Here is a 6512-nt window from a genome sequence, read left to right on the forward strand (position 1 = left end):
TCATGCCTTTGAACCGCCGCCCCCTCTCGTCCACCCTTGTGATCCTGGTGCTGCTCTCGCTCGCCTTGCTGGCTTTGCGGATGTTCGAATTCACCCTCAGTGGTGCGGGTTTGCATGTGGACGAGGCGCAATATTGGTTGTGGTCGCGTGACTTGCAATGGGGCTACTTTTCAAAGCCACCTGTCTTGGTGGCACTGATCACGGCATCCACAGCGATGTTTGGCAATTCGCTGCTGGGTGTCAAAGCGCTGGCGATGACGTGCTGGATTCTCAGTGCGTGGGTGCTGGGCTGGTTGGCCTATCGCATCAGCGGCATGCGCACCGCTATCTTTGCGGGTGGTCTTTTTTCTGCCACCTTGGTGTCGGGCTTGTTGGGCCTGAGCGTCACCACCGATGCCCCCCTGACCTTGTGTTGGGCGTTTTGCATGCTCACCCTTTGGGAGGCGGCCCATGCCACAGGCCTGCGTGCCAACTTGTGGTGGATCGCTTGTGGCGTGAGCTTAGGCTTGGGCGTGTTGTCCAAATACAGCGCCTTGGCCTTGGGTATTTCTGCACTCTGGCTCTTGGCAACAGCACCCAAAGAACACCGTCGACATATTTTCTTGGGTGGCATGCTCGCCAGCTTGGTGGCTGTGTTGGTGCTGCTGCCGCACTTGGCTTGGAACATGGCCAACCACTGGCCGACGGCACAACACACGCTTGAAATCACCGTGCAAGAAACAGGCTCGACCGTGGCCCAAGGTGCAGGTGGATGGCGCCGCGTGTTGGCATCAGGCTTAGAGTTTTCCTTTGGCCAGTTGTTAATTTTGGGACCCAGTGTGTGGCTGGTTTGCTTTTGGCTTTGGCGCAAACAACGCACGGATCACTTGCCACCCCCAGCCGAATACGGCGTGAAAGAGACTGCGTCACAGACCAGTGTGTGGACACCTCGCGCTTACGCCTTGGCTTTTTCGTTTCCCATCTTGGCGCTGGGTTTGATTCAAGCGCTCAATTCCAAAGCGCTCATCAACTGGTCTGTGCCCATGGCCTTGGGCGTGTGCTTGTGGCTGGCCTGCTGGGCGAATCAGCTGCAACTTTCACTCACGCGCCTCATCTGGGCTTGTCTTGCAGGCGTTGTGCTGAGCGGCTTCATCGCCACGGGCGGTGACATCAAACAATGGGTGGGTGTACAAACCCAAGCCAACCAATCGAAGTGGGACATCTGGGGCCGCATGCGAGGCTGGGACGCGTCATTGCAAATCCTCAAACCCGCCCTAGAGCCTTACCGTGATGTGCCTTGGCTCACGAGCGACCGCAGCACCTTGGTGCAAGTTGCCTACAGCCTTCGCACGCTCGAACCAAAACTGTACGCATGGAACAGCGATGGCGGTGTGCACCATCACTTTGAATGGAAACAGCCTTGGCCTGCGAATGCCAGCGATCCAACCGTGGTGTGGATCAACCCCGGCGAGCCACACCCCGCGCTGCTGATGCGATACCCACAGGCACGCAAACTGGCTGAGGCGCAATCGGATCGCGTCACACTCCAAGCTTGGCTGCTGCAAGCCCAACGACCACAGCCATGACACGCCCCCAACGCCACGAAGTTCAAACGTGGTTTGCCCTCACCCTGATATGCATTGCGGTCTATCTGGTTTGGCCAGAATTGGACCTGCAGGTAGCCTATTGGTTTTACACACCCAACGTCGGATTTGATGCCGACGCATGGTCTTGGGTACCCACCTGGCACATGAGCGTGCCTTGGGCTGGGCGAGCTATGGTGTTGGTCTGCGTGTTCTTGTTGGCTTTTGGTCAGGGTCGGTTAAAGCCCGCGATGCGCCGCAAAACATGCGCCTTGCTTGTCTGCCTCATCGTCGGGCTATGGCTCATCATGCATGTCGGCTTCAAAGACCACTGGGGCCGCGCACGTCCTAGCCAAATCACAGCCCTGGGTGGCACTGAAGCCTACACCTCACCCTTGGTCCCGAGCTCGGCTTGTGACACCAATTGCTCCTTCATGAGTGGCCATGCGGGCACTGGCTTTGTGCTGATTGCCGTGGGCGCACTCGCCACCACGCGCACACGTCGCCGTTGGATCTTCATTGGCTGGACGGCCGGCTTGGTGCTGGGCTTTGTGCGTATGGCTCAAGGCGGCCACTTTTTGGGCGATGTGCTATTCGGCGGCTTGCTGCTGTGGGGCTGCGCATGGGCCACACGCGGGTGCTATGTGCACTGGCGAGCACTCCGCAGGATCAAAACTCAGCCCTGATTCGGTCTCACTTTTTGCGGGACAATGGCCGCATGAAAGTACTCCTCACTGGTTGCGCCGGCTTCATCGGCATGCATGCTGCTCAACGACTCTTAGCCCGTGGCGACGACGTGGTTGGCATTGACAACTTCACCCCTTATTACGACGTCAATCTCAAGCATGCGCGCATGCAGCAGCTGTTGGGCCAGCCCAACTTCCGCTTCATCGAAGAAGACTTGGTCAATATGGCGGCCATTGAAAGCCAGCTAGGCACTTGGCGCCCCGATGCCATCCTTCACCTCGCCGCTCAGCCAGGCGTTCGTTACTCCATCGACCATCCGCATGTGTACGCGCAATCCAACTTGGTCGCCTTCTTGAACATTCTGGAGTGGTCACGCCATTGGCAAGTCAAGCATCTGGCTTACGCCAGCAGCTCGAGCGTGTATGGCGGGAACGAAAAGCTGCCCTTCAAAGAGTCCGACCCCGTCGACCATCCTGTCAGCTTGTACGCTGCCACCAAACGCGCCAACGAACTTATGGCCCACACCTACAGCCACTTGTACGGCACGCCCACCACGGGCTTGCGCTTCTTCACGGTGTATGGGCCTTGGGGCCGCCCCGACATGGCGCCCTTCAAATTTGCGGATGCCATCATCAAAGGGCAGCCCATTGAGATTTACAACCACGGTCAGCAAATGCGCGACTTCACCTATGTGGACGACATCGTCGAATCCGCCCTGCGAGTGCTTGACCGCCCGCCCGTGTCACAAACATTTGCCAAAGGCCAAGAGCCCGGTTGCGCCGAAAGCTGGGCGCCCTACCGCGTGTTGAACATTGGCAACTCGGACCCCGTGCAACTCATGGACTTTGTCCACACCATCGAGCAAGCTGTGGGCGTGGAAGCCACCAAAATCATGAAGCCCGCGCAGCCCGGCGACGTGACCGCCACCTTTGCCGATACCACCCAGCTTGAAGCCTGCATTGGGTTCACGCCAGCAACCTCTTTGAGCACGGGCATTGCGCGCTTTGTGGCTTGGTACCGAGACTATTACAAAGCATAAAGAAACGATTAGTTAGATGCCCAAGGCATAATGGACGGCAAATTACAACGCCAAGCCATGAACCTACATCAGTTCCGTTTCGTCCAAGAAGCCGTCCGCCGCAACCTCAACCTCACCGAGGTGGCCAAGTCGCTGCACACCTCGCAGCCTGGCGTGTCTAAAGCCATCATTGAGCTGGAAGAAGAGTTGGGCATCGAAATCTTCTCGCGTCACGGCAAACGCCTCAAGCGCGTGACCGAGCCAGGCCAGCATGTGCTGCGCAGCATCGAAGTCATCTTGCGCGAAGTGGGCAACTTGAAACGCATTGGCGAGCAGTTCAGCGCCGAAGACAGCGGCACGTTGTCGATCGCCACCACCCACACCCAAGCCCGCTATGTGCTGCCCGTGCCCGTGGCCAAGCTGCGCGAGGCCTATCCCAATGTGAACATCAGTTTGCACCAAGGCGCACCCGCGCAAGTGGCGCAAATGGTGATGGACGAAGTGGCCGAGATTGGCATTGCCACCGAGTCGCTCTCTGAATACCTCGAGCTGGTCACCCTGCCCTGCTACGAGTGGGAACACATGTTGGTCATTCCCAAATCGCACCCGCTCGCGGGCAAAGTGCGTATCACGTTGGAAGACTTGGCGACTGAACCCATCATCACCTACCACCCCTCGTTCACAGGGCGCACACGCATTGACAAAGCCTTTGCAGCCAAGGGCCTCACGCCACGCATCGCGCTCGAAGCGATTGACTCTGACGTCATCAAAACCTATGTGCGTTTGGGTTTAGGTGTGGGCATCGTGGCCGAGATGGCTGTGAAAGACGGCTTGGACGACGACCTCGTGGCACGCCCCGCCTCGCTGCTGTTTGGCAAAAACGTGGCGCGTATTGCGTTCAAGCGCAGCGCCTACATTCGCCACTTTGTGTATGACTTTGCCGCCCTCTTGAGCGACCGCCTCGACCGCAACCTCATCATGAAGGCCCTCGACGGCCACCCCACTGATTTCAACATGTGAACCACGCAAGATGACCACACCTCAACTCGACACCAAGTTCCCCAAAATCGGCACCACCATCTTCACGGTCATGTCGGCTTTGGCCACTGAAAAAAATGCCGTCAACCTCGGCCAAGGCTTCCCCGACTTTGACTGCGACCCCAAGCTCGTGGCCTGCGTGAACGACGCCATGACCCACGGCCTCAACCAATACCCGCCCATGACCGGCGTGCCCGCGCTGCGCGAAGCCGTGGCTGACAAGATTGAGTCGCTCTACCAATACCGCTACGACCCCACCAACGAAATCACCATCACGGCGGGTGCGACCCAAGCCATCCTCAGCATCATCTTGGCCGTGGTGCGTGCAGGTGACGAAGTGATTGTGTTGGAGCCTTGCTACGACAGCTACATCCCCAACATCGACATGGCCGGCGGCGTGGCCGTGCGCGTGCCGCTCACCCCCGGCACCTTCCGCCCTGACTTCGACAAAATCGCAGCGGCCATCACACCCAAGACGCGCGCCATCATCGTCAACAGCCCGCACAACCCCAGCGCTACGGTGTGGACGCGCGAGGAAATGCTCAAACTGCAAGAGCTGCTCGCCCCCACCAACATCGTGCTCATCAGCGACGAGGTGTACGAACACATGGTCTACGCACCACTGAAGCACCTGAGCGCATCGAGTTTCCCCGGCTTGGCCGAGCGTGCGTTCATCGTGTCGAGCTTTGGCAAAACCTTCCACGTCACCGGCTGGAAAATTGGCTACGTGGCTGCACCTGCAGCCTACAGCGCCGAGTTTCGCAAAGTGCACCAGTTCAACGTGTTCACCGTTAACACGCCTGTGCAACACGGCTTGGCCTCGTTCCTCAAAGACCCACAGCCTTACTTGCAACTGCCCGCCTTCTACGCCGCCAAGCGCGACCTGTTTCGCCAAGGCTTGGCCCAAACCAAGTTTGAGTTGTTGCCCTCGGAAGGCAGCTACTTTCAGTGCGTGCGCATCGACAAATTGGGCGTGCCAGAAAAAGACCTGAGCGAAGCTGACTTCTGCAAATGGCTTACTTCTGAAATTGGCGTCGCCGCCATTCCTCTGTCGGCCTTTTACGCCGATGGCTTTGACCAACGCGTGGTGCGTTTTTGCTTTGCCAAGAAAGACGAAACCTTGAAGTTGGCGTTGGGGCGGTTGGGGCGGCTTTGATTAATCAAGCTCAATAACTCAACTGCTGCCAAGCCTTATCCAGCCGCTTCACACTCACCGGCTGGGGCGTGCGCAGCTCTTGCGCGAAGAAGCTCACGCGCAGCTCTTCCAGTAGCCATCTGAACTCTTGCATGCGTGCGTCGGTCACGCCTTTGCGCTCGGCCACCAAGCGCCAATATTTTTGCTCCAGCGGTTTGAGTTCGGCCAGTTTGGTGGCATCGCGCGCTGCATCGGCGCGCAGTTTGTCTAGGCGCAGCACCACGGCTTTGAGGTAGCGCGCAAAGTGCTGCAGCTGTGTGTAGGGTGTGTCAGCAATGAAGCGTTTGCCCACCAAGCGTTGCAGCTGTTGCGAAGCGTCGGCCACGCTGTCGGGGCTGATTTTGGTGTCTTTCACTTTGCGGCTGGCCGCTGCAAACTCGGTCAGCACGGTGCTGGCCAAGCGCGCTATCTCGTTGGCGATCAACGTCAGTCGGCCACGGCCTTCCTCAAGACGACGTTTGAAATCAGCCTCACTTGTGGGTAGTGGGTCGAGCAAGAACGCACGGTCCAGCGCCACATCCAAAATTTGTTGTTTGAGTTCATCCACTGTGCCCCCACCCGAACCATCGGGTGACTTGCCTACCATCATGTAAGCCACCGACATTTTTTGCAGATCGGGTAAATTCTTCTCAAGGTACTTGAGCGCGTCTCTGATTTGCATGGCAAACAAGCGGCGCAAGCCAGCGCGGTGTTTGGTGCCAGCCACCTCGGGCTCGTCAAACACTTCAATGCACACAGCATCACCCACATCCACCAGCGCCGGAAAACCAATGAGGGTTTGTTTGCCTCTGGTGATTTCCATCAGCTCAGGTAATTCACCAAAGGTCCAACTGGTGTAGCGCTGTTCTGCAGGCGAAGAAACCGCAGAACCAGCAACAGACGCCGACCCACCCGAAGGCGTCGAGCGATGCGGGGGCGCCGGGGTCGATTTTTGTAAAACACGAGGAGGCCCCCGCCCCCCCACCCGCGCCCCCCCAGGCAACTCAAACCCCCAACCCCCCCCCCAAACCCC

The 6512-nt window shown here is 58.4% G+C and carries 6 protein-coding genes; 5 read left to right on the forward strand and 1 reads right to left on the reverse strand.

The window, feature by feature from the left end; translation table 11 throughout:
* Positions 1–2 precede the first annotated feature (2 nt).
* From RMR24_RS08960 to RMR24_RS08980, 5 genes are read left to right on the forward strand one after another with little or no spacing between them, the layout of a single operon-like run.
* Positions 3–1565, forward strand: coding sequence for a glycosyltransferase family 39 protein (locus RMR24_RS08960; protein WP_310614734.1), 1563 nt, complete (start codon positions 3–5; stop codon positions 1563–1565).
* Complete coding sequence (locus tag RMR24_RS08965; RefSeq protein WP_310614735.1) at positions 1562–2248, forward strand: phosphatase PAP2 family protein; 687 nt, start codon at positions 1562–1564, stop codon at positions 2246–2248. Before RMR24_RS08960 ends, RMR24_RS08965 begins: the two co-directional genes overlap by 4 nt.
* A gap of 32 nt (positions 2249–2280) precedes the next feature.
* The gene (locus RMR24_RS08970; RefSeq protein WP_310614736.1) at positions 2281–3288 is read left to right on the forward strand and encodes an NAD-dependent epimerase; all 1008 of its coding nucleotides are present in this window, start codon (positions 2281–2283) and stop codon (positions 3286–3288) included.
* Between the two features lie 57 nt (positions 3289–3345).
* On the forward strand, positions 3346–4287 hold the full coding sequence (locus RMR24_RS08975) for a CysB family HTH-type transcriptional regulator (RefSeq protein WP_310614740.1): 942 nt from the start codon (positions 3346–3348) through the stop codon (positions 4285–4287).
* 10 nt (positions 4288–4297) lie between these two features.
* Positions 4298–5461 carry a pyridoxal phosphate-dependent aminotransferase gene (locus RMR24_RS08980; RefSeq protein ID WP_310614737.1) on the forward strand — a complete coding sequence of 388 codons (1164 nt, stop codon included), beginning with the start codon at positions 4298–4300 and terminating at the stop codon, positions 5459–5461.
* Positions 5462–5471: 10 nt separating this feature from the next.
* On the opposite strand, the gene RMR24_RS08985 is transcribed toward RMR24_RS08980, so the two are convergent.
* The coding region (locus RMR24_RS08985; RefSeq protein ID WP_310614738.1) for a DUF3418 domain-containing protein at positions 5472–6512 on the reverse strand (1041 nt) is incomplete at its 5' end.

It is taken from the genome of Limnohabitans sp. (assembly GCF_031539105.1).
Classification (GTDB): domain Bacteria; phylum Pseudomonadota; class Gammaproteobacteria; order Burkholderiales; family Burkholderiaceae_C; genus Limnohabitans.

Coding starts and splice junctions, on each gene's coding strand:
- RMR24_RS08975 (WP_310614740.1), top strand. CDS start 3,346: ATGAACCTACATCAGTTCCGTTTCGTCCAAGAAGCCGTCCGCCGCAAC.
- RMR24_RS08980 (WP_310614737.1), top strand. CDS start 4,298: ATGACCACACCTCAACTCGACACCAAGTTCCCCAAAATCGGCACCACC.
- RMR24_RS08970 (WP_310614736.1), top strand. CDS start 2,281: ATGAAAGTACTCCTCACTGGTTGCGCCGGCTTCATCGGCATGCATGCT.
- RMR24_RS08965 (WP_310614735.1), top strand. CDS start 1,562: ATGACACGCCCCCAACGCCACGAAGTTCAAACGTGGTTTGCCCTCACC.
- RMR24_RS08960 (WP_310614734.1), top strand. CDS start 3: ATGCCTTTGAACCGCCGCCCCCTCTCGTCCACCCTTGTGATCCTGGTG.